Here is a 24,326-nt window from a genome sequence, read left to right on the forward strand (position 1 = left end):
GTCTCCATTCCATAAAAATGCGAATGGGCGCCGTTGTGCGTTTAAGGCTTGCCGACTGAGCATCAGTCGGTCAAACAACGCCCCATCCGAGCCTGACAGGGAGAACCTGCTGCAGCGCCCCTCGGACAGGTGGCGGGAACGGCATCAGCGTGGATGGCCGCTTGAAACGGAGGGCAGTATAGCTGCGCTGGCGATTCTTCCCAAGGTTTTCTGTCGGCTGGCGGGCGTCTGGATCGGCACTTGCCGGAATGTTCTTGGCGCACAACGGCTTAGGTGTGCTGTTTTTTCATGTGGGTTGCGGGGCGTCAATTGCCCCGATACACAGTCACAATGGGTCAAGGCATGGGCGCGAGTGGCTGGCTCTGCCATCATGCGGTTCTCTTATCGAAGACGCTCAGGAGTGAACATGAATTTCCATACCCGCAAGTGGGTCAAGCCTGAAGACCTGAACCCCAACGGCACCCTGTTCGGCGGCAGCCTGTTGCGCTGGATCGATGAAGAAGCGGCCATCTATGCCATTGTCCAACTGGGCAACCAGCGTGTGGTGACCAAGTACATTTCCGAGATCAACTTTGTCAGTGCGTCGCGTCAGGGCGACATCATCGAGCTGGGCATCACCGCCACCGAGTTTGGTCGCACCTCGATCACGCTGATGTGTCAGGTCCGCAACAAGATCACCCGCAAGAGCATCCTGACGGTCGAGAAGATGGTGTTCGTCAACCTGGGCGAAGACGGACAGCCCGCGCCGCATGGCCGGACCGAGATTCGCTACATCAAGGATCAGTTTGACGCGCCTGAGTAAGCGGTATTGATCGCTCCTCCGCGTCCACTCTGGAATGTGACGCAGAGCGTCATGGGCTGCATGCCCACGCGGAGCACTCATCGTTATACACAAGTCGACCTGAATGAATGCGGTACCTGAAAGTGGGAGCGGACTTGTCCGCGAATACTGCGTTTCAGACGCTGCATCTTCACCGTATGTACCAGCTTTCGCGGACAAGTCCGCACACGGTCGGAATAGTGCCCGCTCCAGATGCTCATTGCGACTTGTGTATAACGATGAGCGCGGAGCGTAGGCACGATCAGTGTTCTCAAGGCCTATGATCGTTCCCATGCTCTGCGTGGTAACGCCTCTCAGGACGCCCCGCGTCCGCTGTCGATCAGTGTGATTACTTCCCCTGCAACTGCCGCAACCACGCCAGCCCTTCGCTGGTGTCGCCTTTGGGGCGGTATTCGCAGCCGATCCAGCCTTTATAGCCCAGCTCGTCGATGACGTTGAACAGGTGCTCGTAGTTCAGTTCGCCCAGGTCCGGCTCGTTGCGATCCGGCACACCTGCGATCTGAATGTGACCGATACCGGCAAAGTCGCGACGCAGTTTGCTGGTCAGGTCGCCTTCGACGATCTGGCAGTGGTAGCAGTCGAACTGCACCTTGAGGTTATCGGCACCCACCAGTTTGCAGATGTCCTGCGCCTGATCCTGACGATTGAGGAAAAAGCCCGGCATGTCGCGGGTGTTGATCGGCTCGATCAGGATCGTCACCCCGGCGCCCTTGGCCTGCTCGGCCGCGAACGCGAGGTTCTCCAGATACACCGCCTGATGACGTTCGCGCAGGTTTTCACTGGGCAGCAGGCCGGCCATGACGTGAACCCGGTCATTGCCCAGCACCTGCGCGTACTCCAGCGCACGTTCGATGCCGCTGCGAAATTCCGCTTCACGACCCGGCAGGGTGGCGATGCCTCGTTCGCATGCATCCCAGTCGCCCGGCGGCGCATTGAACAGCGCCTGCACCAGACCGTTGTCGCTCAAGCGCTGCTTGAGCTCCTGCGGTGTCCAGGCGTAGGGAAACAGGTACTCGACCGCGCCGAAACCGTCGGCGGCCGCTGCGGCAAAGCGCTCAAGAAAATCATGCTGCGGGTACAGCATGCTGAGGTTGGCGGCAAAACGAGGCATGTTAACTCCAGTCTTCAAAGGGTCAGACGAATGGCCAAAGCAGCAGGGTAATCACGAAGCCCAGTGTGCCCAGCAGCGTGACCAGTACGGTCCAGGTGCGCAAGCCGTCGGCGACGTTCAGGCCGGCCAGCTTGGTGAACATCCAGTAACCGGCGTCGTTGATGTGCGACATCGCCAGACCGCCACCGCCCATGGCCAGACACAGCAGGGCCAAGTGGTTGGCGCTCAGGTCCAGGGTTGCGATCAGCGGGCTGAGGATGCCGGCGGTGGTGACCAGCGCAACGGTGGTCGAACCTTGCACGGCGCGCAGCAGCAGGGTCAGCAGGAAGCCCAGCGCCAGCACCGGCAGACCGGTATTGCGCAGCGCTTCGGAGACGACCGCACCGATACCGGTATCGACCAGCACCTTGCCGAACACACCACCGGCACCGGCAATCAGGATCACCATCGCCACGCCCGGCAACGCCGAGCCGATCACGTCGGAGACTTGCGTGCGGCTCCAGCCACGACGCGAACCCAGCAGCCAGGCGCACAGCAGTGTGTCAATCAACAGCGCCACGAGTGGCGCGCCGAGCACAGTCAGGATGGCGCGCACTGTCGAATCGGCAGGCAACATGGTGGTTGCCAGCGTACCCATCAGGATCAGCACGATCGGCAGCAGAATCAGCGCGATGATCAGACCGAAGCCCGGTGCAGGCGCAGGCGGCAGTTTGCTCGCCAGACTGCTGGCGCTTTCCTCGGCACCCATCGAGCGGGTTTCGGTGGCTTCACGCACGTTGGAATAGTCGTTGCGTGCCCAGGCTTTCAGGTCTTCGTTGGTGACGTGCGGGCCGTAGACTTCGGCGCGAATGTCGTCGGTCATCGGGTAGGTCTTGCGGGTCATGCGACCGGCTACGAAGTAACCGATCACACACAGCACGGCGACAATCGGAATACCCAGCATCAGCACGCGACCCAGGTCCGCGCCCAACTGGCTGGCTGCGGCAACAGCGCCCGGATGCGGCGGCAGAAAGGCGTGGACCGCCAGCAACGCGGCGCACATCGGCAGGGCAAAGATCATCAGCGGCTTGCGTGCGGCTCGGGCCACGCCATAAGCCAGCGGCATGAGAATGATCACGCCGACTTCGAAGAACACCGGAATGCCGACCATGAAACCCGCTACCGTCAGCGCCAGCGGCGTGCGCTTGTTGCCGAAACGGTTGATCAGGGTTCTGGCCAGCGCCTCGGCGCCACCGGAGAGTTCGATGATGCGCCCGATCATCGCGCCCAGGGCAATGATGATCGCGATATGACCCAGGGTCTTGCCCATGCCGCCTTCAATCGTGGCGACCAGATCGGCAGGCTTAACACCCGCGACCAGCGCCACGATGATGCTGACCAGCATCAGGGCGACAAAGGGCTGGAATTTGTACTTGAGGACCAGAAACAACAGCAGTGCGATGCCCGCACCGGCCACGACCATCAACATGATTGGCGTCATGCCTGCGCGCTCCCTTCAGGAGTGACAAAGGGTGACAGCGAGCAAATCCGAACAAAAACGGGATGTAGGTAAGTCATGCTCTCGATTCCTGTTGTTATTGTTTTCCGGCCACGCCGGGGTTGGCCAAGAGGCGCGACGCGCCTCCGGATCAATGGGTTTCGGTTACCACCTGGCGCCGAACACTTGCCGCAGTTCTTCCAGAGCCGCAGGCTCCAGCGGGGCAGGTTTGGGGTTGCTCATCAGCCACAGACGGGCCGTTTCTTCGAGTTCTTCCAGGGCGTAGCAGGCCTTGGCCACCGAGCTTTCCCAGACCACCGGGCCGAGTCGTTCGAGCATCACGCCACGCACGGTGTTGGCCAGCTGCGCGACCTGCTCGGCGACCTTCGGCGAGCCTGGACGTTCGTAAGGGATCAGCGGAATGTGCCCGACTTTCATGACCTGATAAGGCGTCAGCGGCGGCAGAATGTCGTCTTCACGCCACACGCCTGCCAGCGTCAGCGCCACCAGATGCGTGGAGTGCGTGTGCACCACGCCGCCGACTTCCGGGTTGCGATCGTAGACTTCGCGGTGCAGCGCCAGGGTCTTGGACGGCTTGTTGCCGGAGACCCATTCGCCCGCCAGATTGACCTTGGCGATGTCGGCCGGGTCCATGCGACCCAGACAGGCATCGGTCGGCGTGATCAGCCAGCCATCGTCGAGACGAGCACTGATGTTGCCTGCGCTGCCGACGGTGTAGCCACGGCCGTAGAGCAGCCTGCCGACATCACAGATTTCCTGACGCAGAGCGTTTTCGTCGATCATCAGGCTTCCCCCGCCAGTTGCTTGAGGGCCTTGGAGAAGAAATCGCGTGCGCCGAAGTTGCCGGACTTGAGGGCCAGCGCCAGCGGTTGGGCGCCAGTGCTGAAGGTGGCCGGGACCCCCGGATCGATCTGCGCGCCGATCTGCAGCAGTTGCACGCCCAGCGCCTGAACCACTGCGCCGGAGGTTTCACCGCCTGCGACCACGAAACGTCGCACGCCCGCGTCCAGCAGACCCTTGGCGATCTGACCCAACGCGTCCTCGACCATTGCGCCGGAGCGCTCCACGCCCAGCTCTTTCTGCACGGCTTTGACTTCATCCGGCGTGCTGGTGGCATAGATCAGTACGGTTTGCCCGGCATCTTTGGCGAAGGTTAGCGCCTGCTCGACCACGGGTTTGCCCGCGGCGAGGTCCAGCGGGTTGATGCGCAGGGCAGGGCGATTGCCTTCCAGCCAGGCCGCAACCTGACCGTTGGTGGCAACCGATGCGCTGCCTGCCAGCACCACTTCGCCGCCGCCCACGTTGATGTGTTTGGCCGCGTCGAGATCACGCAGCTTGCCCGCTTTGCGGAAGTTACCCGGCAAGCCTAGCGCCAGCCCCGATCCGCCGGTCAGCAACGGCAGGTCGGCACAGGCTTCGCCCAGCGTGTACAGGTCGGCGTCGGACAGCGCATCGGCAATCGCCATGCTGACGCCTTCGGCGCGCAGTTCGGCAATTTTGCTGCGCACGTTGTCCACGCCTTTGGCGACGCTGTCGTAACGCAGGAGGCCGACCTTGTGAGTGGTTTGAGCTTGCAGCACGCGCACCAGATTGGCATCGGTCATTGGCGTCAGCGGGTGATTCTGCATGCCCGATTCGCTGAGCAACTGGTCCTGCACGAACAGGTGACCACGGAAAATCGTGCGGCCGTTTTCCGGGAATGCCGGGCACGCCAGGGTGAAGTCGCTGCCCAGTTGTTCCAGCAGCGCTTCGCTGACCTGGCCGATGTTGCCAGCGGCGGTCGAGTCGAAGGTCGAGCAGTATTTGAAGAAGATCTGTTCACAACCGCGCTCACGCAGCCATTCCAGCGCGGCCAGCGATTCGGCGACTGCGTCGGCCGAAGGCGTGGTGCGGGATTTCAGGGCGATGACGATAGCGTCGGCATCCAGACCGGCCGCCATTTCGGCGCTCGGAATACCGATGCTCTGCACAGTGCGCATGCCGCCGCGTACCAGCATGTTGGCCAGGTCGGTCGCGCCGGTGAAGTCATCGGCAATGCAGCCCAGCAACGGGCGAGAGTGAGTCAGGCTCATCGAAGGCTCCTCAGGCTTTATCGGTCTTGGCTTTCGGCAGTTCGATGCCCGGGAAAATCTTGATCACGGCCGAGTCATCCTCGCGACCGAAACCGGCGCTGGAGGCCTGCATGAACATCTGGTGTGCGGTGGCCGAAAGCGGCAGCGGGAATTTGCTGCTGCGGGCGGTATCCAGCACCAGGCCCAGGTCCTTGACGAAGATGTCGACGGCAGACAGCGGCGTGTAATCGGCATTGAGAATGTGCGGCACGCGGTTTTCGAACATCCACGAGTTGCCTGCGCTGTTGGTGATCACTTCGTACAGCGCGTCGGCATCGACACCTTCACGCAGACCCAGCGCCATGGCTTCGGCGCTCGCGGCGATGTGCACGCCGGCCAGCAACTGATTAATGATTTTGACTTTCGAGCCCAGACCGTGGACGTCGCCCAGGCGATAGACCTTGCCTGCCATGCCGTTGAGGATGGCTTCAGCCTTGGCGTACGACTCGGCGGGGCCGGAGGTCATCATGGTCATCTGGCCGGAAGCGGCCTTGGCTGCGCCGCCGGAGATCGGGGCGTCGAGGTAAAGCAGATGCTGTGCAGCCAGACGCTCACCCAGCTCGACCGCGAAGGTCGGCGCGACGGTGGCGCAGCCGATCACCAGGCTGCCGGGACGCAGCGCGGCGATGGCACCGTTCTCGCCGAACAGCACGGTTTCAGTCTGCTCGGCATTGACCACGACCGTGACGATCACGTCACAGGCAGCGGCCATGGCCGCCGGGGACTCACAGGCAACACCACCTTCCTGAGCGAACGCCTCGGTCACGCTGGTGCGCACATCGCAGGCATGCACATTGAAGCCGCTGCGCAGCAACGAACGGGCAATGCCCAGACCCATCGCACCCAGGCCGATGACGCCAACATTCTTAGTGTTCATGCAGTAATCCTCAAAGTCAGTGTCCGCGCCTGTGAGACCGGCATGTGGACGTTATTGTTCTGATCTGTGAATCGGATAGTGGATCAATGAGTAAATAATGTGAAGTATTTTTATTTTTCACATAAGTTAACATCGATAGGGTTTTTCCATCGGGCAGGGTGGGACGCTGACGCTGAGCGTCACAGGCACGATCATTCATACGGCTTCAGCCCTCACGCTGATCGTTCCTACGCTCCAGCGTGTGAATGCATCTCGGGACGCTCCGCGTCCTCTTATAAAGGTGACGCGCAGGTGAGGGCGGGACGAACCTAGCGCTTGCCGCCTACCGGGGCGAGGAGCAGTTCGATGCGTTGTTTGCGGATGCCGTCGGCGGCAGCCTCGGCCAGGGCGGCGTCGGTGATGATGGTGTCGAACTGGTCCAGCGCGGCGACCTTGTACATGCCAAAGGTGCCGTATTTGGAGCTGGTCGCAACCAGTACGGTTTGCGAAGCAGATTGCATCGCAGCCTGCTTGACCTCGACTTTCAGTGCCGAGGGCGTCGTGGTGCCGCGCTGCAGATCCCACGAACTGGTGGACATGAACGCCACGTCCGTCGCCAGTTGCCGCAAGGTCGCAGCCGCCAGCCCGCCGACGCTTGAGCGGTTCGGATGATCGAGCAGGCCGCCGGTGTGAATCACATCCACGTGCCCGGCATCGGCCAGTGCGTTCACCACGCCAAAGTCATTGGTGACCACCGTCATACCCGACAGCGCAACAATGTGCGGCACGATTTCCAGCGTACTGGTGCCTGCGTCCAGATAGATCGTCATGTCCGGATGCAGCAGACCGGCCGCCAGTCGCGCCATGCCCTGCTTGTGCGGCAGCTCGACCACGGCCTTGGATTGATGGCTGGGCTCGCTGTGCACCTGACTGGCGATGCGCACCCCGCCTGTGACCGAATAGGCACGCCCTTCCTGCTCCAGCAACGCGATGTCTCGGCGGATGGTCATGTGCGAGCAATCGAACATCTCCATCAACTGGTGCACGCTGAGCACCTGATGCTTGCGCAACTGTCGCAGCATCAGCTCTCGACGCTGATCGGGAATCATCGGTGTGCCGCCGGAAATGGCGAGCTCCTCTTCGGTGGACATTGCAGCTCCTGTGCCTCGGTGATGCCGCGGATCACGACGTGCGGTCCGGGCATCTTAGCCAATCGCCCCGTCAATGGAAGTGGCGACCGGCTTTTGTTCACAGGATCAGCTCATCCAGTTGCCGCCATCCACGTTATACGTCTGCGCCACCACGTACTCGCTGTCCGCCGAGGCGAGGAAAATCGCCATGCCGGTCAGGTCATCCGCCGTGCCCATGCGTCCGAAGGGCACCTGTTCGCCGACCAGCCTTTTCTTTTCACCCAGCGGCCGATTTTCATAGCGGGCGAACAACGCATCGACGCCGTCCCAGTGCTCGCCGTCCACCACGCCGGGCGCGATGGCGTTGACATTGATGCGATGTTTGATCAAGTCCAGACCGGCCGACTGGGTCAGGCTGATCACGGCAGCCTTGGTCGCGCAATACACACCGACCAGTGCTTCACCTCGACGTCCCGCCTGACTGGCCATGTTGATGATCTTGCCGCCATGTCCCTGGGCGATCATCTGCCGGGTAGCCGCCTGCAGCGTGAACAGCGCACCGCCGACGTTGATCGAGAACAGGCGCTCGAAGCTCTCGCGGGTGATGTCGACAATCGGTGCCAGATCGAACAGCGCAGCGTTGTTGATCAGGATGTCCAGCTTGCCGGTCTGCGCCACCACGGCAGCGATTGCCTGATCGATGGACGCCTGATCGGTCACGTCCATGCTGACCGCATAGGCGTTCGGCCCGAGTTCGCTAGCGGTGGCTTGTGCACGTTGCAGATTGATGTCGGCGATGGCGACCGTTGCACCTTCGCGGATATAGGCCTGCGCAAAGGTGCGGCCGATGCCGCGGGCAGAACCGGTGATGAGCGCGCTTTTACCTTCCAGTCTATTCATGATTCGTTATCCGTCCTTTAGAAGTGTGTCGGATTACTTGGGATACCCGGCACGTTTCATTTCCCGTTCAGTCACCATCTGGGCCGCAGCGAGGGTCTGTTCGACCGTGGTCTGCCCGGTCAACGCTGCGGTGAACAGCTTGCCGACCGAGGTGCCGATGGCCTGGAATTCCGGGATGGTCACGTACTGAATGCCGACGTAAGGCACCGGCTTGGCGGACGGATGCGCAGGATCGGCGTGCTGCATCATCTGCAAGGTCACCTTGGCGAACGGCGCGGCCTTTAGATAAGCCTCGTTATAGGTCGAAGTACGAGTGCCTGGCGGTACGTTGCTGATGCCGTCTTTCTCGGTCACCAACTGGATGTATTCCTTGGACGTCGCCCAGGTGATGAACGCCTTGGCGGCCTCTTTATGTGTGGAGGTGACGGGAATTGCCAGCGACCACGCGTAGAGCCACGATGAACCCTTGTCGGTGACTTCGGTAGGTGCAGGCGCAAAGCCAACGCTGTCGACGACCCGGCTCTGTTCCTTGTCGGTGGTGAACGATCCCGCGACGCTGGCGTCCACCCACAGCGCACACTTGCCGCTGTTGAACAGGGCCAGCGTTTCGTTGAATCCATTGCTGGTCACGCCGGGCGGGCCGTACTTCTTGAGGGTGTCGACATAGAAGTTTGCCGCTCTGGTCCATTCCGGGCTGGTCAGTTCAGGCTTCCATTGTTCGTCGAACCAGCGCGCGCCGAAGGCATTCGCCATGGTGCTCAGCAGTGCGATGTTCTCGCCCCAGCCCGCCTTGCCGCGTAGGCACATGCCGTACAGGCCTTTGTCGGGCTGATGCAGTTTGGCGGCAAACTCGCCCAGCTGCGTCCAGGTCGGGTGCTCCGGCATGGTCAGTCCGGCCTGCTTGAACAGGTCGGTGCGGTAATAGGTGATGGTGCTTTCGCCGTAGAACGGCAGGGCGTATAGCGTGTCTTTCACGGACAGGCCCTGACGCACGGCCGGAAAAATGTCCTGCAGGTCGTATTCAGGCGGCAAACCGGTAATCGGCTCAAGCCATTGCTTGGCGCCCCACAACGGAGTTTCGTAAGTGCCGATGGTCAGCACATCGAACTGGCCGCCCTGGGTCGCAATGTCGGTGGTCAGGCGCTGGCGCAGTACGTTTTCTTCCAGCACCACCCAGTTGAGCTTCACGTCGGGGTGCTGTTGCTCGAAGATTTTCGACAGGCGCTGCATGCGGATCATGTCGCCGTTGTTCACGGTAGCGATGGTGATGGTCTCAGCCGCGTGGCTGACAAGGGCGAAGGACAGACCGGCAGACAGGAAAAGCGCTTTGTGCATCTTCATCGTCGTGCTCTCCACTCCGCGCCGCTGATGGCGGGAGTCATTGTTTTTGTTGTTGGCCGTGGTGTTCGTGAAACGAGGCTGCTTTTGTGGTAGGCAACTGCCACGGCGGAGACCCGATTACAGCAGCCAAACCGAACCCGGACAAACGCACTGCGGATGCCATTCCGATACTTTTTTAACCGAATGTCCTCCGGTCGTCCGAAATCAAAAAAGTATCAGTGCCGGTCGGTATCGCCGCTAGCGAGAGAGGATCAGGCAGGCGTATGTTGGTGCCTGCACGAAGCACCCATAACGATAAAAGGCGCCTGCAATGCCTGACAGCCGAGCCGCTCTTTTCGAGCAGCGTCCCGCCGAACTGGAAGTCATTCTTCCCGAACCGGACCAGTGTTTTCGCTGGTACGAGCACGACTATCCCTACGCCCTGGCGCGCTGGAATCATCATCCCGAATTCGAGATTCACCTGATCCGCCGTGGCAGCGGCAAGCTGGTGGCGGGCGATTACATCGGCGGTTTCGACGCAGGGCATGTCGCGCTGATCGGCCCCGACCTGCCCCATGACTGGATAGGTGATCTGGCGCCGGGCGAGCATCTGCCGGGGCGCGACGTGGTCTTGCAGTTCGACGGTGCTGCGCTGCTGGCGTTGCGCAAGACGCTGCCGGAACTGGGCGAGTTGCAGCGTCTGTTCGAGCAGGCGCGTCGCGGTCTTGAATTCTCGGGTGCAACGGCGGTGCAGGCGGCGCGGTTGATGGAAGACATCGGTACGGCGCAGGGTCTGGAGCGGCTGATACTTTTTCTGCAGTTGATCAATACGCTGGTCAAGGCTCCGTCTCAGGAAGCTCATCTGCTTGCCAGCAGTTGCTACGCACCGACGCTGGACGCGCGCAGCGCCGAGCGGATCAACAAGGCGTTCGACTATCTGTTGAGCGAGCTGACCAATGACATCCGTCTGTCGGTGATCGCCCAACGCCTGGAGATGACCGATCCGGGATTTTCACGTTTCTTCAAACGCAACACCGGTCACGGTTTCATCGACCTGATGCGAAAACTGAGAATTCAGCGCGCCTGCCGATTGCTGTTGCAGTCCGACATGTCGGTGTCGGACATCTGCTTCGAGGTCGGCTATGCCAACCTCTCCAACTTCAACCGGCACTTTCGCGTCGAGACAGGCCAGACGCCCAGCGATTACCGACGCGCCATGACGATGACCCTGTTCAATACGGCGCGCAGCGCCTGAGGCTCCGCAACCGATTGCGACTCACTCAGTGCGCCGAGTCCTTCACCTGTGGCTCCCGCGTGACGGCCTTGACCAGTTTGCCGATGGTCAGGCCCTGCAACAGGATCGACAGCAGCACCACGATGTAGGTAATGCTCAGCAGCAGGTCGCGTTCCGGCCCGGTCGGCAGCGCCAGTGCCAGCGCAACGGAAACACCGCCACGCAAACCACCCCAGGTCAGAATACGTATGGTGCCCTGCGGCACAGAGCGCCAGCGACGCAGCAGCATAATCGCCGGTGCCACCGTGACAAACCTCGACAGCAGAATCGCCACGGCCAGCAGGCTTGCGGCAGTCAGGTGCTGCCACGAAAATGGGAGCAGCAACAGCTCCATGCCGATCAGCGCGAACAGCATGGCGTTGAGCATGTCATCCAGCAATTCCCAGAAACCGTCCATGTAACGACGGGTCATGTCGTTCATCGCCAGATTGCGTCCCAGGTTGCCGATGATCAGTCCAGCCACGACCATCGCGATAGGGCCGGAAACGTGCAGCTCCGACGCCATCGCCGATCCGCCGATGACCAATGCCAGGGTTAGCATGACCTCGATCTGATACTGCTCGATGCTCTTGATCATCAGGTACACGGCATAGCCGATCAGGCCGCCGAACAGCACGCCGCCCACGGCTTCGTGCACAAACAGCATGGCCGTTTCACCGACGGTCGGGGTTTCACCCAGTTGCGCGATGCCCAGCAACACCGTGAACACGACAACCGCCGTGCCGTCGTTGAACAGACTCTCGCCGACAATGGTGGTTTTCAGCGGCTTCGAGGCATTGGCAGTCCGCAACACGCCCAGTACCGCGATGGGGTCGGTCGGCGAAATCAGCGCGCCGAAAAGCAGGCAGTAGAGCGGGCTGACGTGCCAGCCGAACAGGGCAAAGATCCAGTACGCCAGTGCGCCGATCACGGTGGTTGCGATCAATACGCCGAAGGTCGCCAACAGCCCGATAGGCCAGCGGTAGCTGCGCAGGTCCGCCAGGTTGACGTGCAGTGCGCCCGCAAACAGCAGGAAGGACAGCATCCAGTTCATCAGCAGATCGCCGAAATCGATCTGGCCGATCAGTTCCTGAACGCGATTTTCCAGGCCCGGAAAGCCCATCAGGCTCAGGCCCTGCAGGATCAGCGAAAACATCAGCGCAGTGACCATCACGCCGATAGTGGGCGGCAGACCGATGAAGCGGAAGTTCACATAGGTCAGCAGCGAAGTGAGGCAGATAAAGGCAGCAACAAGTTCAAGCATCCGTCATTCCAGAGTCCGTGTATCCAGTTTCAATTGCGGCGTGGCAGAGCTACACCCAGGCAGAGTGTGATGGACCGGGCAGCGGTTCAGGCACATTGCCCCAAACACAATTGGGGTTTGCGTTGACCACGCAACGACCTGCATGTTGCAAAAAAGCGCGGCAATCAGATGGAGTGACGGCAGGAGACGGAGCCCTGCGCAGGGGAAACAGACGCAAAAAAATCAGCCCGGACTGGGGTCCGGGCTGATGGTGGGTGGAGCGTTGGGTTCAATGTATCGGGGTGGCCTCCTGGCATGTCTGGAATCATTGGCTGTTACGGCAGCCGCTGAGAACCTGGTACTGGACGGTGTTCAGATCGCCTTTGGAATCCTGGTAAGTCATCAGTTTGGGCATCACGCTGCAGGTCTTGACGTCCGGCGACTTGCGGATGACTTTCGCGACATCCAGGTGCATCCCGTAATGGTATTCCTTGATTTCCGGCATCGGCTTGTTAGCGCGGGTTGCATATTTCTGCACGGCGGCCTGGTGGTCCTTGATCAGGGTTTCTGCCTTGACTTCGTCTGAGGTGTAAGCAAAAGCGCTCAGAGGGGAAAGAATCGCCAGAGCCAGCAGCAGGGATTTAGCAGTAGTACGCATGTTCGTGTTCTCCGTTGTTTGAAAGTGAGTTCAATGTAACGGTCGAGGGTTAACGCGAACGTTACTGAATAATTACGTTTTTGTAAGTTTGGAGATTACCCGGTTTTTTTGATGTTTTTTATTTATGACAAATTTGTCATGTTCCGCTCACCTTCCTGTTAGGTACCCGCTCGTAAGATGGGCACATTCCTGCAAAGCGCCCAGCGCAACGCAGGGTCCAGACATTAACGAGAGAAGAGGAAATGAAGATGAAACTGATTAAATCGATGGTCTTTGCAGTTGCCGCCTTGTCCTTTACAAGCGCCTTTGCCGACGACGGCAACGAATTCGCAAGCACCGCTGCAGACAAGATGCGGATGGCCCAGGAGCAGCGTTTCCAGGAGCGTCAGGCCGCCAAGCAGGGTGAGCAGTATGTCAACTCGGATGAAAAATCCAAGTCTGACAAGTCCGACAAGACTGAAGGCTAACGCGTTTGGTTTGCAATGAGCAGCACCCTTGTTCGCCTTTGGCAGCTTTCCGGCTCCTTTGGTTGAGGCGAATGTTTAAGCGTCCTTCGGGGCGCTTTTTTTTGCTTTTTTAAAAAGCACAATATGCCAGTTGGCATATTGTATTAGTTTCGTATTTCTGAAAGGTTATTCTGATTTTAGTGCAAGTAGGGTTTCTTTCGGATTTGTAATCTTCTCGTCATCTTCGTGTTATCTCCGCCTCTTCAAGATTGTGCCTCACTGGCAGCCGTCTATTTATAACAACATGCCAGGTCGACACGTTTACCCGATCTGCCAAATGAACGGAGCGCACATGAATCAACGTAAAAGACTTTCCCTCGCCTTGTGTTCGACCCTCGCCGGGATGACACCCTTTGCCGCCTTCGCAGAAGAGCAGAAAGAAGGGTTTGTCGAAGGCAGCACGCTCAATATCCTCAACCGAAACTTCTACATGAACCGTGACCACCGCAATGGCGAGTCGAGCCCGACGGGCAGCGGCTACTCCGAAGGCTGGGCGCACGGCATCATGGGGCGGTTCGAATCGGGCTTCACCCAGGGCACCTTCGGCGTCGGCCTCGATGCGTTCGCCATGGTGGGCATCAAGCTGGACACGGGCGACGGCCGAAACGGCCTGCAGACGCCGTTCTCGGTGATGCCTGTCGATTCGGATGGCAACGCTCGCGACGAATACACCAAAGTCGGCGGCGCACTGAAAGCCAGAGCTTTTGACACCGTGGTTCATGTCGGCGATGTGTTTCCAGTGACGCCAGTGGTTGCCTACGGTGATGCGCGTCTGCTGCCGGAAAGCTTTCGCGGCGTGACTGCCAGTAACACCAGCATCAAAGGCCTGACTGTGCAGGGTGGTCGCCTCAACGGGATGAGCCAGCCTGCATCCAGTGACATGAAAGAAGGCTTTTCCACGTTTTACGCCGGGCCGGTCGACTCGCCCTGGCTCGCGTACTTTGGCGGCGACTATGAAGCCACCGACAGACTGAACCTTTCGCTGTACACCAGCCGGTTGAAGGATGCCTGGGATCAGAAATACGGCTCGGCCTCCTACGTGCTGCCGATCACCAGCGACCTGTCCATGACCAGCAGCCTGAACTATTACAACGCGACCGACGAAGGCAAGCGCCTGCTCGGCGAGTTCGACAACGACATCTGGAGTGCCAGTGTCGGCCTGAAATACGGCGCGCACAGTCTGGCGGTGTCCCATCAACGCAACCAGGGCGACGACGACTTCGATTACCTGAGACTGTCCGACTCGATCTATCTGGCCAACTCCATCCAGTACAGCGACTTCAACTCACCGAAGGAGCGCTCGTGGATGGTCACTTACAACCTGGACATGACCACCTACGGCGTGCCGGGCCTGACGTTCATGACCCGTTACGGCAAAGGCACCGATGCCGATTACTCCAATGCCAACAGCACCTACATGCGCCGCGACGCGCAGGGCAACCCGCTGACCGACCAGAAACGCTGGGAGCGCAACATCGAAGCCAAATACATCGTGCAGACCGGGACCATGAAAGACCTGTCAGTACGCGTGCGTCAGGCCACAACCCGGGCGACCGCGTTTGAGTCGGATCTGGATGAAGTGCGGGTGATTGTGGAATACCCGCTGAGTGTTCTCTGATTATTCGTCGAACAAAAAACGCCCCGAGGGGCGTTTTTTTTGGTCTGCGTCATGGCTCAGCCAGTCACTTGGCTTCCACCTCTTCCTCCTCCCGCCGATGCGCCCACTGATACAACGCGGGCAACACCAGCAACGTCAGTGCCGTAGACGACAGAATCCCGCCGATCACCACGGTCGCCAGCGGCCTTTGCACTTCTGCACCGGTGCCTGTTGCCAGCGCCATCGGGATGAAGCCCAGCGATGCGACGAGCGCGGTCATCAGTACCGGGCGCAGGCGGGTGAGGGCGCCTTCGGTGATGGCGTCGTGCAGGGAGCGGCCTTCCTCGCGCAGGTTGCGGATGAACGAGATCATCACCAGTCCGTTGAGTACCGCCACACCCGACAGGGCAATGAAGCCCACGCCTGCGGAGATCGACAGCGGTATGTCGCGCAGCCACAGCGCCATGACGCCGCCGGTCAGGGCGAACGGGATGCCGGTGAAGACCAGCAGGCCGTCCTTGAGGTTGTTGAACATCAGGAACAGCAGCGCGAGCACCAGTAACAGTGCAACGGGAACCACGATCTGCAGGCGTTTGGCGGCCGACTGCAACTGTTCGAACTGGCCACCCCAGTTGGTCCAGTAGCCCGCCGGAATCTGCACGCTGCTGTCGATGGTCTGGCCCGCGTCCTCGACGAATGAGCCCAGGTCACGGCCGCGCACGTTGGCGCTGACGATCACCAGTCGCTTGCCGTTCTCGCGGCTGATCTGGTTCGGCCCGAGCACCAGATCGAGGCTGGCAACCTGCGACAGCGAGATGAAGCTGATCTGCTGGTTAATGCTGCCTGCGCTGGCCGGCACCGGAATCAGCAGACTGGACAGTCCGGCCACGTCGGTGCGCAGCTGTTCGGACAGGCGCACCACCATGTCGAAGCGGCGATCACCCTCATACAGTGTACCGGCCTGCCGTCCGCCCAGTGCGGTGGCGATGGCGTCCTGCACATCAGCAACGTTGAGGCCGTAGCGTGCCGCCTTATCCCGATCGATGTTGATGGTCAGCACCGGCAGGCCAGTGGTCTGCTCGACCTTCACTTCGGACGCACCTGGCACCTTTTGCATGGCTGCGGCGATTTTGGCGGCAGTCTGGTTGAGCACGGTCATGTCGTCGCCGAACACTTTTACCGCCACATCGCTGCGTACGCCCGACACCAGCTCGTTGAAGCGCAACTGGATAGGCTGGGACAACTCGTAATTGCTGCCCGGTACGCTGGCAGCGGCCTTTTGCAGCTCGGCGATCAGGGTTTCCCGCGACTTGTCAGGGTCTGGCCATTCGCTCTGCGGCTTGAGCATCACGTAGCTGTCGGAGATGTTCGGCGGCATCGGGTCGGCGGCAATTTCTGCCGTGCCGGTACGCGCGAACATGCGCTCCACTTCCGGCATCTTTTCGATCACGGCCTTTTCGAGGCGCTGCTGCATATCCACCGATTGCGTCAGGCTGGTGCCAGGCACGCGCAGGGCCTGCAGCGCGAAGTCGCCTTCGCTCAGGCTCGGGATGAACTCACTGCCCATGCGGCTGGCAGTAAAACCGGACAACACCATCACCACGAACGCCAGGGTGAAGGCAATCCAGCGGTGCCCCAGTACCCAGCCGAGCACCGGCGCATAGCGCTGGCGAGCGGTGCGCATCACGAAGCCTTCTTCTTCCTTGACCTTGCCGGTCACGAACATGGCGATGGCCGCAGGCACGAACGTGACCGACAGGATCATGGCACCGAGCAGGGCGATGACCACGGTAAACGCCATCGGGTGGAACATTTTGCCTTCGACGCCGGTGAGGGCGAAGATCGGCAGGTACACGACCATGATGATCAACTGGCCGAAGATCAGCGGGCGTCGAGCTTCTTTAGCCGCAGCGAAGACTTCGTGGAAGCGTTCGGCGCGGGTCAGCATCCGGCCGTGTTTCTGCTGCGCATGGGCAAGCCTGCGAATCGAGTTCTCGACGATCACCACCGCGCCATCGACGATGATGCCGAAGTCCAGCGCGCCAAGGCTCATGAGGTTGGCGCTGACCTTGTTGGCAAACATGCCGGTAAAGGTGAACAGCATCGCCAATGGAATGACCATCGCCGTGATCAGCGCAGCACGGATATTGCCCAGAAACAGAAACAGGATCGCGATGACCAGAATCGCGCCTTCGACGAGGTTTTTCTTCACCGTCGCAATGGCTTTTTCGACCAGGTTGGTGCGGTCGTACACCGTGACCGCTTCGATACCTTCGGGCAGTGTGCGATTGATGTCGGCGAGCTTGGCGGCCACGGCCTGGGAAACCGTGCGGCTGTTTTCGCCAATCAGCATGAACACGGTGCCGAGGACTACCTCGCGACCGTTTTCAGTGGCCGCGCCGGAGCGCATCTCCTTGCCGATGCCGACTTCAGCCACGCTGCTCACCCGAATCGGCGTGCCCTGAACGTTGGCGATGACGATGTTGGCAATGTCATCGATGTTTTCGAGCTGGCCCGGTGCGCGGATCAGCAGTTGTTCGCCGCCTCGTTCGATGTAGCCCGCGCCGACGTTGGCGTTGTTGCGCTCCAGCGCCGCCACCAGATCATTCAGGGTCAGCTTGTAGGCGGCGAGTTTCTTGGGGTCGGGCGCGATTTCATACTGTTTGGCGAAGCCGCCGATGGTGTTGATTTCGGCCACACCGGGCACGTTGCGCAACTGCGGCTTGATGATCCAGTCCTGAATCACCCGCAGGTCGGTCGGCGTGTACGGCGTGCCGTCTTCCTTGCGTGCGCCTTCTCGGGCTTCGACGGTCCACAGGAAAATCTCGCCCAGTCCGGTGGAGACCGGGCCCATCATGGTTTCGACGCCTTCGGGCAACTGGTCCTTGGCAATCTGCAGTCGTTCGTTCACCTGCTGGCGGGCGAAGAACAGGTCGGTGCCGTCCTCGAAAATCACCGTGACCTGTGACAGACCCGAGCGCGACAGCGAGCGTGTCTGTTGCAGACCGGGCAGGCCGGCCATGTTGGTTTCGATGGCGAAGGTGATGCGTTGCTCGGTCTCCAGCGGCGAAAAGCCGGGTGCCGACGTGTTGATCTGCACCTGTACGTTGGTGATGTCGGGTACGGCATCAATGGGTAGTTTCTGGTAACTGGCGATGCCCAGCCCTGCCATCAGCAGGACCGCGAGCATCACCACGATGCGCTGTTCAATCGCGAATTTGATCAACCGTTCAAACATGAGGGAATACTCGTACGACGCAGGTCAATGGGCGTGCTCGGCGGAGCCTTTGCCCAGCTCCGACTTGAGAATGAAGCTGCCGGCGGCGGCCACTTGAGTGCCTGCGGCCAGGCCTTTGACGATTTCTACGTAGCCGCCATCGCTGCGGCCGAGCGTGACGGGCGTCAATTGAAAGCCCTCGTCGTTGCGCACGAACACCGAAGGCTTGTCTTCGACGGTCTGGATCGCCGACTCCGGCAGACTGACCGCGACCTGGCTCTGTTCTGCCGCCACATCGACCGAGACGAACAGCCCCGGTCGCCAGGCGCCGTTGGGGTTGGCGAGGGTGACGCGAACGGTGGCCGCACGGGTCTGCTCACCCAGCAGGCTGCCGACATAACCGATACGGCCCTCGACACGAGCGTTCAGGTCAGGTGCGCTGACCGAGACCGGGCGACCGACGATGACTTTGTCCAGGTCCTTGGGCGCGACGCCGAAGGTGGCCCAGACGCGGGACAGATCCGACAGCGTGAAGGCGTTGCTCGCGTCGCTCACCACTTCGCCGATGGCCAGGTGTTTCTCCACGACCATCGCGTCGAAAGGGGCAATCAGCTCATAGCGGTTGCCTGCCGAGGGACTGACGCTGGCGCCGATGGCGCTGAGCTTCTGCCGGGCGTTGGACAGGCTGATGTCCGCTTCCTGAAAGGCCTGACGCGCCTGCTGGTAATCCTGTTCGGCCGAAATCCGGTCTTGCCAGAGTTTCTTCTCGCGCTGCAGGGTCAGCCGCGCCAGTTCCTGACGTCGCTGCGCCGCGTTCAACTCACTGCGTTGATCGGAGATCTGCTGGCTGGCGATGACGGCCAGCACCTGACCTTTTTTGACGCTCTGGCCCAGCTCGACCTTCACCGATTCGACAACGCCGCCGACCCGAGGCACTACGTGGGCGGTGCGGTCTTCATCGAAGCGGATTTCGCCGGGGAAGGTGACTGACGTGCTCATTGGCCGGGGCTCGGCGGCGACCAGTTCAATGCCGGCGGCCTTGATCTGTTCGGCGCTGAGCTCAAGGTGGCCTTCTTCTTCCTCGTGAGCGGGCTCCGCTTTGGCGGCGCCGTGCTGTTCTGGTTCGCTGCCATGGCTGTCCTCGCCATGTTCCTCGTCCGCGTGGGCTTCTTCGCCTGCGTGGGCGTCCGCCGATTCGTTGGCGTGCGTGTCCGGTTCAGCCTGGGCGCTGAAAGGCAGCAGGCCAGGCTTCAGGGTCAGACTGCCCAGGCCAATGATGACCACCACCGCCAGGGCGATGCCAATGCTTCGTTTGTTGTCCATGGATGCTCCCGGCAATCAGGTAGGTGCTGCGCACGCTGCGGTGCGCTCGATAGGTGCGCAAAAAAGAAGTCAGGGTTTGAGGCTGAACCGGTCGAGGTCGCCATAGATGCGTTCGACGCTGACGCTGGCGTCGGTGGCCGTTGCCAGCGATTCCAGGTATTGGCTGCGGGCGGAAATCAGGGTTCGCTGGGCATCCAGCACTTCGAGGAAACCGAATTTGCCCATCTCGAAGCCACGCGTTGCCGTATCGACCGCGCGCTGCGCTGCAGGCAGGATGACCCGGTTGAACGACTCCACTTCGCGCGAGGCGGTGGCCCATTGATCAAGCGCCGACTGGATCTGGGTGCGCAGTTTCAGCTCCACGGCATTGCGCAGGTCGCGTGCCTGGTCCGAGCGTCTGGCAGCAGAAAGGACGTTGCCCTGATTGCGATCGAACAAGGGAATCGGCATCGACAGGCCGACCACGTTGATGCGCTCGCGATCTTCACGGCTGTACTGGCTGCCGACACTGACGGTCAGGTCCGGAACCCGCTTGGCCCGTTCCGAACCGAGCGCGGCTTCACGCTGGTCGATCTGGGCCTGGGCGAGACGCAGTTCGGCCGTTTCGTTGAGGGCGGTCAGCAGTCTGGCTGAAGGCGGCACTTGGCCGGGTGACAGATCGGTGTAGTCCAGTCGGTCGAACGAGGCGGTCGGGGAGCCTGTCGCTCGAGCCAGCTCGCGGTGGCTGTTGATTTTCAGGGTCTCGGCGCGCCGTACCAGCAGGTCGGTTTCGGCCAGTTGCACCTGAGCCCGTGTCGCCTCGACCGGTGAGGTCTTGCCCGCCTGCACACGGCCTTCGGCCACTTGCAGGCCACGCTCGGCCAGTGAGCGGGATTGCCGCGCCAGATCCAGACCGGCCTGCGCACGGGCGGCGGCGTAGAACGCCTGAACCACCTCGGCCCGCAACTCGTTGCCGCGCCGTTCAAGCTCGATCCGGGCGGCGTCCTGGCCACGGCTGGCGGCCTCGATTCGCGCCCCGCGCTTGCCGCCCAGTTCCAGCGCCTGACTGAGCATCACGGTGGTGGTTTGGGTCTCGCTGCGTGTGTCCTCCGCCTCCCAGGACGCTACCGGGTTGGGCATCAAGCCCGCCTGCTGGCGTTCACCTTCAGCCACCCCGATTTCCCAGCGGGCGGCCGCAAGGTCAGGGTTCTCGGCAAACGCCGCTTCGATGGCCTGTGGCAGGCTCAACCCCTGAGCGATCGCCACCGGAGTCATCAATGGAAACAGCAGCACGCACAGCGCGCCCGTTCTGATGTGCGTCCACCCTGACGCCAGCCTAAACCCGAGCACGATCGTGGCTCTCCCGTTGCATACAACACCCCCGTCAGTGGAAAGAACAACCGCGCCAAAAGGCCCGTTGAACCTGAATGAGGAGGACTTTATGTAACCGGAGGTATCAGAGGGATTGCTGCAAAATTACAATTCCGTTATGTGCTGTGGAGGCTGGCTGTTTGCCCGTACACTGCGGATCAACCGACATCAGACAGGACATTTATCCATGCGAATCCTTGTAGTAGAGGACGAGCCGAAAACTGCCGAATACATGCATCAGGGTCTGACCGAAAGTGGCTATGTTGTCGATATCGCCGCCACCGGACTCGACGGGCTTTATCTCGCGCAGCATCAGGCGTATGACATCGTCATTCTGGATGTGAACCTGCCTGAAATGGATGGCTGGGAGGTCCTGGCCCGGCTCAGGAAAACCGTCAACACCCGGATCATGATGGTCACTGCGCGGGGCCGTCTGGAAGAAAAGGTCAAGGGCCTGGAAATGGGCGCCGACGACTATCTGGTCAAGCCGTTCGAGTTTCCCGAGTTGCTGGCCAGAGTCCGCACCCTGATGCGTCGCTGCGAACAGCCGAGCACGCCGCAGGTCCTGCAGGTCGGTGATCTGGAGCTGGACCAGGGGCGCCACCGGGCCTTTCGTGGCAAGCAGCGTATCGACCTGACCACCAAGGAATTCGCCTTGCTGCATTTGCTGATGCGCCATACCGGTGAGGTCATGTCGCGCACCCAGATCATTTCGCTGGTCTGGGACATGAACTTCGATTGCGACACCAACGTGGTCGAGGTTTCGATCCGCCGCCTGCGGGCCAAGATCGACGACCCGTTCGAAACCAAGCTGATCCACACCTTGCGTGGTGTCGGTTATGTGCTGGAAGTGCGCGAATGAAACCCACGCGCCTCTCGACGCGGCTGGGCCTGACGGTCACCGCATTGAGTGCGTTTCTGGTGGTGATCATGGAGCTGTTCGCCTACGCGGCCATTTCCCATCAACTCGACCTGCGTGCAGAAGACAGCCTGAGGGAGAAATTCACGCAGATCGAGCATGGGCTCAGCGAGGGCTTTCTGTCGGTTGGCGACATCGTCCAGTATCCGCATACGCTGCGCGATCAGATTGTCGGTCATGACAGCTTTGCCCTGAGCATCTTCGACTCGAACGTGCCCCGCCGGCCGCTGATGAATATCGGTAATGAAGAAGGCCGCAATTTGCCACCGCCTGCGGCCGGGGGGCAGAATCAGGGCTTTCACGCGCTGGAGGCCAGCGAAGGTCACAAGCTGCTGGTGGGCTACAAGAACATTCGTCTCAAGACGGATGAAAACATTCTGGTCATGCTGACGCTGGACCGGAAAAACGACACCTCACTGCTGCATGCCTACATGATGTCCACCTTCATGATCCTGCCGGTGATTCTGTTACTGGTCGGGCTCGGGGCCTGGTGGGTCGTGCGCCGCGGGCTCAGGCCTTTGGGAGCATTCCGGAAAGTGACCGCGCTGATTTCGGCCCGCGACCTGTCGCACCGCATGAAAGTGACCGGTCTGCCGGACGAACTGCGCGATCTGGCTCACGCCGTGAACTTCATGCTGCACCGGCTGGACGGCGACGTTCAGCAGCTGTCGCAGTTCTCGGACGATCTGGCGCACGAGATGCGCTCGCCCATGAACAACCTGATGGGCAAGGCGCAGGTGACGCTGTCGCGACCCCGTCCGCCGGAAGAGTACAGACAGGCGCTCGAGTCCTGTACCGAAGAGCTGGAGCGCATGTCGCGCATGATCGCCCAGATGCTGTTTCTCGCAAGCGTCAGCCAGCCCTCGGCACCGTTGGCGCTGGAGCCCATCGATCTGCGCGAGGAGTCGGAAAAAGTGGCTGAACTGTTTTCGGCATCGGCTGAAGACCGTGACATCACCTTGCAGATCGAAGGCAACGGTAAGGCCATGGGCGACCGGCTGATGATTCAGCGGGCGATCTCCAACCTGCTATCCAATGCGATTCGCCATGGGGCGAGTGGCACCGCCATCACGATCAGGATTGTCACACACGCCGAAGACATTACGCTGGCGGTGCGCAATGCCGGGGAAGGCATTGATGCCGAGCACCTGCCACGCCTGTTCGACCGGTTTTACCGGGTTCACGTCAGTCGCGCCCGACAGCAGGGCGGTACAGGCCTGGGGCTGGCCATCGTCCGGTCGATCATGAGCCTGCATGAAGGCCAGGTGAAAGCCGAGAGCGAGCCTGGGCGGTTCACCACGTTCAGCCTGATTTTTCCTAAACTGGTGTAAGCCGGAAGAACCTTTGGGCCGCGTCCGGCTCTGAGCTTTAAGGCTGTTCGTGCCTGGCATGCTTCTAGATGAAGCCGACATAATAAGGATGGATGTATGACAGTAGCTTTCTGGTGTGTGCTGGTAGCGATCCTTTTGCCGATCGCCTGCGCAGGCATCGCCAAGGTCGGCAGCGGCAAATTCAAGCCCGGCAACAATCATGACCCTCGCGCTTTTCTCGACAAGCTGGAAGGATTTCCGAAGCGCGCACATGCCGCGCAACTGAACAGCTATGAAGTGACCCCTGCGTTCGCAGCGGCGGTGATCATTGCGCATGTCGCGGGCAACGCGCAGTTGGTCACCATCGACGTGCTTGCGGTGCTGTTCATCACCAGCCGCCTGCTCTACATCATCTTTTATCTGGCCGATCTGGCAGCGATGCGCTCCATCATCTGGCTGGTCGGGATGGGCCTGATCGTTGCCCTGTTCGGCGTGTCGGCATTCCCTGCTGCGGCGTGATTGGCTGTGGCAGTCGCTTAAAACTGTGGGAGGCGCCACCACGTTTTCGACGTAGCGCTGTCGCGCAGCAAACATTTGACCGTGGGAGGCGGCTTGCCGGCGATGCAGTCGACGCGGTTTGCCAGGAAACCGCGTCATCGTTCATCGCCGGCAAGCCTCAGTGGATTACGCGGGTAAGCAGTTGCCAACGGCCGCTCACTCGTCCGGCTGCACTTTCTCAAGCTCTGCCTGCGCATCCTGCAATTCCTTGCGCGACTCGGCGAGCTTGTCCTTGCGCTTGTTGATCTTCTCCGGATCGCCCTTTTCCATCGCCTTGGTCAGATCGGACTGGCGACGGCTGACTTCACGTTTGGCGTCCAGGACCTTCTGTTCGCGCTGTTTGACTTGCGACGCCTCCGTGCAGTTTGCATTGACCTCGGCGAGTGCTGTTTCCAGACCTGCCTGTTGAGCCTTGTTGCCTTCGCTCTTGGCTTCCTGAATCTTGCTGCTGATTTCCTGACTCTTGAGCAGGCACTCGGAAGGCGGTGCCTGTTCAGCGGCGAACAGAGGTGTAGCCAGTAGCGTGCAGCTGGTGAAAAGAACCAGTGTTGATAAAAACTTCATATGAACTCCTTTTGAAAGCAACAACGCCCGGGCATAAAAAG

At 60.7% G+C, this 24,326-nt stretch carries 21 protein-coding genes and 1 riboswitch; of the genes, 7 read left to right on the forward strand and 14 right to left on the reverse strand.

What is annotated here, in order from left to right:
* Positions 1 to 18: 18 nt before the first annotated feature.
* Positions 19 to 129: riboswitch (S-adenosyl-L-homocysteine riboswitch) on the reverse strand.
* 277 nt (positions 130 to 406) lie between these two features.
* Positions 407 to 802 carry an acyl-CoA thioesterase gene (locus AO065_RS25260; RefSeq protein WP_004880288.1) on the forward strand — a complete coding sequence of 132 codons (396 nt, stop codon included), beginning with the start codon at positions 407 to 409 and terminating at the stop codon, positions 800 to 802.
* A gap of 367 nt (positions 803 to 1,169) precedes the next feature.
* On the opposite strand, the gene otnI is transcribed toward AO065_RS25260, so the two are convergent.
* The 8 genes from otnI to AO065_RS25300 all read right to left on the reverse strand — a co-directional run bounded on the left by otnI (position 1,170) and on the right by AO065_RS25300 (position 9,788).
* Entirely contained in the window at positions 1,170 to 1,952 is a 783-nt protein-coding gene (gene otnI, locus AO065_RS25265) for a 2-oxo-tetronate isomerase (protein WP_004880286.1), read from the reverse strand.
* A 22-nt stretch (positions 1,953 to 1,974) separates the two neighbouring features.
* The gene (locus AO065_RS25270; protein ID WP_004880284.1) at positions 1,975 to 3,432 is read right to left on the reverse strand and encodes a GntP family transporter; all 1,458 of its coding nucleotides are present in this window, start codon (positions 3,430 to 3,432) and stop codon (positions 1,975 to 1,977) included.
* Positions 3,433 to 3,594: 162 nt separating this feature from the next.
* Entirely contained in the window at positions 3,595 to 4,233 is a 639-nt protein-coding gene (gene otnC, locus AO065_RS25275; RefSeq protein WP_004880282.1) for a 3-oxo-tetronate 4-phosphate decarboxylase, read from the reverse strand.
* Complete coding sequence (otnK, locus tag AO065_RS25280) at positions 4,233 to 5,522, reverse strand: 3-oxo-tetronate kinase (protein WP_004880279.1); 1,290 nt, start codon at positions 5,520 to 5,522, stop codon at positions 4,233 to 4,235. The genes otnC and otnK overlap by 1 nt, the downstream gene beginning before the upstream one ends.
* Positions 5,523 to 5,532: 10 nt before the next feature.
* Positions 5,533 to 6,438 carry an L-threonate dehydrogenase gene (gene ltnD, locus AO065_RS25285; RefSeq protein ID WP_004880277.1) on the reverse strand — a complete coding sequence of 302 codons (906 nt, stop codon included), beginning with the start codon at positions 6,436 to 6,438 and terminating at the stop codon, positions 5,533 to 5,535.
* 308 nt (positions 6,439 to 6,746) lie between these two features.
* Positions 6,747 to 7,568 carry a DeoR/GlpR family DNA-binding transcription regulator gene (locus AO065_RS25290; protein WP_004880275.1) on the reverse strand — a complete coding sequence of 274 codons (822 nt, stop codon included), beginning with the start codon at positions 7,566 to 7,568 and terminating at the stop codon, positions 6,747 to 6,749.
* 105 nt (positions 7,569 to 7,673) lie between these two features.
* Positions 7,674 to 8,447 (reverse strand): L-iditol 2-dehydrogenase, encoded by a 774-nt coding sequence (locus tag AO065_RS25295; protein ID WP_004880273.1) that lies wholly within the window; start codon positions 8,445 to 8,447, stop codon positions 7,674 to 7,676.
* A gap of 33 nt (positions 8,448 to 8,480) precedes the next feature.
* The gene (locus AO065_RS25300) at positions 8,481 to 9,788 is read right to left on the reverse strand and encodes an ABC transporter substrate-binding protein (protein WP_004880271.1); all 1,308 of its coding nucleotides are present in this window, start codon (positions 9,786 to 9,788) and stop codon (positions 8,481 to 8,483) included.
* A 310-nt stretch (positions 9,789 to 10,098) separates the two neighbouring features.
* Between AO065_RS25300 and AO065_RS25305 the strand changes: the two genes are divergently transcribed.
* Entirely contained in the window at positions 10,099 to 11,022 is a 924-nt protein-coding gene (locus tag AO065_RS25305; protein WP_004880269.1) for an AraC family transcriptional regulator, read from the forward strand.
* Between the two features lie 25 nt (positions 11,023 to 11,047).
* On the opposite strand, the gene AO065_RS25310 is transcribed toward AO065_RS25305, so the two are convergent.
* Both AO065_RS25310 and AO065_RS25315 read right to left on the reverse strand, forming a co-directional pair.
* Positions 11,048 to 12,304 carry a cation:proton antiporter gene (locus tag AO065_RS25310; protein ID WP_004880268.1) on the reverse strand — a complete coding sequence of 419 codons (1,257 nt, stop codon included), beginning with the start codon at positions 12,302 to 12,304 and terminating at the stop codon, positions 11,048 to 11,050.
* Positions 12,305 to 12,608: 304 nt separating this feature from the next.
* Positions 12,609 to 12,941 carry a DUF2790 domain-containing protein gene (locus AO065_RS25315; RefSeq protein ID WP_004880266.1) on the reverse strand — a complete coding sequence of 111 codons (333 nt, stop codon included), beginning with the start codon at positions 12,939 to 12,941 and terminating at the stop codon, positions 12,609 to 12,611.
* 242 nt (positions 12,942 to 13,183) lie between these two features.
* Between AO065_RS25315 and AO065_RS25320 the strand changes: the two genes are divergently transcribed.
* On the forward strand, positions 13,184 to 13,408 hold the full coding sequence (locus tag AO065_RS25320; RefSeq protein ID WP_029244148.1) for a hypothetical protein: 225 nt from the start codon (positions 13,184 to 13,186) through the stop codon (positions 13,406 to 13,408).
* Positions 13,409 to 13,739: 331 nt separating this feature from the next.
* Positions 13,740 to 15,065 carry an OprD family porin gene (locus tag AO065_RS25325; protein ID WP_004880262.1) on the forward strand — a complete coding sequence of 442 codons (1,326 nt, stop codon included), beginning with the start codon at positions 13,740 to 13,742 and terminating at the stop codon, positions 15,063 to 15,065.
* Between the two features lie 64 nt (positions 15,066 to 15,129).
* Here AO065_RS25325 and AO065_RS25330 read toward each other — a convergent pair whose 3' ends face one another.
* The 3 genes from AO065_RS25330 to AO065_RS25340 form a co-directional block, all read right to left on the reverse strand.
* The gene (locus AO065_RS25330) at positions 15,130 to 18,282 is read right to left on the reverse strand and encodes a CusA/CzcA family heavy metal efflux RND transporter (RefSeq protein WP_004880260.1); all 3,153 of its coding nucleotides are present in this window, start codon (positions 18,280 to 18,282) and stop codon (positions 15,130 to 15,132) included.
* 24 nt (positions 18,283 to 18,306) lie between these two features.
* Positions 18,307 to 19,584: an efflux RND transporter periplasmic adaptor subunit gene (locus AO065_RS25335; RefSeq protein ID WP_004880258.1), complete on the reverse strand. Its 1,278-nt coding sequence runs from the start codon at positions 19,582 to 19,584 to the stop codon at positions 18,307 to 18,309.
* A gap of 69 nt (positions 19,585 to 19,653) precedes the next feature.
* A complete protein-coding gene (locus tag AO065_RS25340) occupies positions 19,654 to 20,877 on the reverse strand; it encodes a TolC family protein (protein WP_032650517.1) in 1,224 nt (407 codons plus the stop codon).
* A 244-nt stretch (positions 20,878 to 21,121) separates the two neighbouring features.
* Between AO065_RS25340 and AO065_RS25345 the strand changes: the two genes are divergently transcribed.
* The 3 genes from AO065_RS25345 (at position 21,122) to AO065_RS25355 (ending at position 23,682) form a co-directional block, all read left to right on the forward strand.
* Positions 21,122 to 21,796, forward strand: coding sequence for a heavy metal response regulator transcription factor (locus tag AO065_RS25345; RefSeq protein WP_004880256.1), 675 nt, complete (start codon positions 21,122 to 21,124; stop codon positions 21,794 to 21,796).
* Complete coding sequence (locus AO065_RS25350) at positions 21,793 to 23,184, forward strand: heavy metal sensor histidine kinase (protein ID WP_004880254.1); 1,392 nt, start codon at positions 21,793 to 21,795, stop codon at positions 23,182 to 23,184. The genes AO065_RS25345 and AO065_RS25350 overlap by 4 nt, the downstream gene beginning before the upstream one ends.
* 96 nt (positions 23,185 to 23,280) lie before the next feature.
* Entirely contained in the window at positions 23,281 to 23,682 is a 402-nt protein-coding gene (locus tag AO065_RS25355) for an MAPEG family protein (RefSeq protein WP_004880251.1), read from the forward strand.
* A 195-nt stretch (positions 23,683 to 23,877) separates the two neighbouring features.
* Here AO065_RS25355 and AO065_RS25360 read toward each other — a convergent pair whose 3' ends face one another.
* Positions 23,878 to 24,285 carry a DUF1090 domain-containing protein gene (locus tag AO065_RS25360; RefSeq protein WP_004880249.1) on the reverse strand — a complete coding sequence of 136 codons (408 nt, stop codon included), beginning with the start codon at positions 24,283 to 24,285 and terminating at the stop codon, positions 23,878 to 23,880.
* Positions 24,286 to 24,326: the final 41 nt, after the last annotated feature.

The organism is Pseudomonas viridiflava (assembly GCF_001642795.1).
In the GTDB taxonomy this organism is placed as follows: domain Bacteria; phylum Pseudomonadota; class Gammaproteobacteria; order Pseudomonadales; family Pseudomonadaceae; genus Aquipseudomonas; species Aquipseudomonas viridiflava.

Excerpts from the sequence above, each read along its gene's own strand:
- AO065_RS25270 (WP_004880284.1), bottom strand. The coding sequence starts at position 3,432 with ATGACGCCAATCATGTTGATGGTCGTGGCCGGTGCGGGCATCGCACTG.
- AO065_RS25310 (WP_004880268.1), bottom strand. The coding sequence starts at position 12,304 with ATGCTTGAACTTGTTGCTGCCTTTATCTGCCTCACTTCGCTGCTGACC.
- AO065_RS25350 (WP_004880254.1), top strand. The coding sequence starts at position 21,793 with ATGAAACCCACGCGCCTCTCGACGCGGCTGGGCCTGACGGTCACCGCA.
- AO065_RS25260 (WP_004880288.1), top strand. The coding sequence starts at position 407 with ATGAATTTCCATACCCGCAAGTGGGTCAAGCCTGAAGACCTGAACCCC.
- AO065_RS25325 (WP_004880262.1), top strand. The coding sequence starts at position 13,740 with ATGAATCAACGTAAAAGACTTTCCCTCGCCTTGTGTTCGACCCTCGCC.
- otnI (WP_004880286.1), bottom strand. The coding sequence starts at position 1,952 with ATGCCTCGTTTTGCCGCCAACCTCAGCATGCTGTACCCGCAGCATGAT.
- AO065_RS25300 (WP_004880271.1), bottom strand. The coding sequence starts at position 9,788 with ATGAAGATGCACAAAGCGCTTTTCCTGTCTGCCGGTCTGTCCTTCGCC.
- otnK (WP_004880279.1), bottom strand. The coding sequence starts at position 5,522 with ATGAGCCTGACTCACTCTCGCCCGTTGCTGGGCTGCATTGCCGATGAC.
- AO065_RS25330 (WP_004880260.1), bottom strand. The coding sequence starts at position 18,282 with ATGTTTGAACGGTTGATCAAATTCGCGATTGAACAGCGCATCGTGGTG.
- AO065_RS25355 (WP_004880251.1), top strand. The coding sequence starts at position 23,281 with ATGACAGTAGCTTTCTGGTGTGTGCTGGTAGCGATCCTTTTGCCGATC.
- otnC (WP_004880282.1), bottom strand. The coding sequence starts at position 4,233 with ATGATCGACGAAAACGCTCTGCGTCAGGAAATCTGTGATGTCGGCAGG.
- AO065_RS25315 (WP_004880266.1), bottom strand. The coding sequence starts at position 12,941 with ATGCGTACTACTGCTAAATCCCTGCTGCTGGCTCTGGCGATTCTTTCC.
- AO065_RS25320 (WP_029244148.1), top strand. The coding sequence starts at position 13,184 with ATGAAGATGAAACTGATTAAATCGATGGTCTTTGCAGTTGCCGCCTTG.
- AO065_RS25290 (WP_004880275.1), bottom strand. The coding sequence starts at position 7,568 with ATGTCCACCGAAGAGGAGCTCGCCATTTCCGGCGGCACACCGATGATT.
- AO065_RS25360 (WP_004880249.1), bottom strand. The coding sequence starts at position 24,285 with ATGAAGTTTTTATCAACACTGGTTCTTTTCACCAGCTGCACGCTACTG.
- ltnD (WP_004880277.1), bottom strand. The coding sequence starts at position 6,438 with ATGAACACTAAGAATGTTGGCGTCATCGGCCTGGGTGCGATGGGTCTG.
- AO065_RS25305 (WP_004880269.1), top strand. The coding sequence starts at position 10,099 with ATGCCTGACAGCCGAGCCGCTCTTTTCGAGCAGCGTCCCGCCGAACTG.
- AO065_RS25345 (WP_004880256.1), top strand. The coding sequence starts at position 21,122 with ATGCGAATCCTTGTAGTAGAGGACGAGCCGAAAACTGCCGAATACATG.
- AO065_RS25335 (WP_004880258.1), bottom strand. The coding sequence starts at position 19,584 with ATGGACAACAAACGAAGCATTGGCATCGCCCTGGCGGTGGTGGTCATC.
- AO065_RS25295 (WP_004880273.1), bottom strand. The coding sequence starts at position 8,447 with ATGAATAGACTGGAAGGTAAAAGCGCGCTCATCACCGGTTCTGCCCGC.